Origin of the sequence: Mesorhizobium sp. M7D.F.Ca.US.004.03.1.1 (assembly GCF_003998635.1) — a bacterium.
GTDB lineage: Bacteria > Pseudomonadota > Alphaproteobacteria > Rhizobiales > Rhizobiaceae > Mesorhizobium > Mesorhizobium loti.
Genome location: NZ_RZQG01001386.1, coordinates 1 through 1,094, shown reverse-complemented (window position 1 = coordinate 1,094; position 1,094 = coordinate 1). Strand labels below are relative to the sequence as shown.

Below are 1,094 nucleotides of genomic sequence, written 5' to 3'. Positions count from 1 at the left end.
GATATATTGCTGCGTCATCACTTCGACCATCGAAGCGCGCGTCATGCGGGCGATGTAGCCGATGCCGTAGATCGCCAGCGTCATCACCGGAAGCGTGAAATTGTAGAAAGTGATGCCCTGGCTGGCCGAGGCCGCCGAGCCGTTCAGCCAGCCGAGCCATGAGGCGAAGATGACGGTGAAGATGACGCCCGACACATATTCAGGCGTCGCCGTCGAGGCGATCGAGGCCACCGACAGCACGCGGTCGGTTCGCGACCCCTCGCGCATGCCGGCGAGAATGCCGATCAGCAGCGAGATCGGTACCATCACCGCCAGCACCCAGAACATCAGGATGCCGGTGGCGCCGAGCGCGGGAAACAGTTTCGAGGCGACGGTTGCCTTGAACTTGGTCGAGCAGCCGAAGTCGCCTTCGAGAACACCGGAGAAGGTCGACACGAGCGGGTCGTTGCAGAAGGAGAAACGCTGCGCCGGCTTGCCGGTCGCCGGGTCGGTCACCGGCTGCTTGGGCACGAGGCCCAGCCACTGCCCATAGCGGACAAAGAAGTTCTGCCGGTAGCCATGGTTGACCAGCCAGCTCTCGAGCTGCTCGGCCGACGTGTGCATTTCGGTCTGGCTGATCGCCAGCTTCTTCAGATTGGGCTCGAGGTTGATCAGGAAGAAGACGACCATGGTCAGGCACAGCATCGTCAATGCCATGGTGCCAAGACGCCTGATAACGAAGGAAAGCATGGCGGCCCCCTGCCGATGGGTTGGGGTTTGAGCCGGCTATGAAAACCAACCCTGCCGTGACCGGCGGGGCTGGCTGTCAAACAGGCCTTCGGATGCGATCAACCCTGTTTTTGTTGCATGACCTTGCCCACGAGTCCGCAACTTTTTTGAGAAAGCGCGGACCAACAGGGACGGACGATGCAACGGGCGAGGGAAAGGGGCGACGCCCCTTCCCCATGTCGATGCGATCAAGCCTGGTCGAGCCAGACCTTGCCGTAGTCGCGCTCGAAGGTCGGGTGCATCTTGTAGTTCTGCACCGCCTTGACCGAGTGGCTGTAGAGCTTGCGCCAGTACGGCTGGATCAGGATGCCGGAATCCTGCAGGAT

General features: G+C 61.4%; 1 protein-coding gene. It reads right to left on the bottom strand.

Annotation, left to right across the window (positions count from 1 at the left end; all coding sequences use genetic code 11):
• Window positions 1-729, bottom strand: a 729-nt coding sequence (locus EN935_RS37290; protein ID WP_206534682.1) for an ABC transporter permease, incomplete at its 3' end; no start/stop codon positions are given.
• Between the last annotated feature and the right edge of the window lie 365 nt (window positions 730-1,094).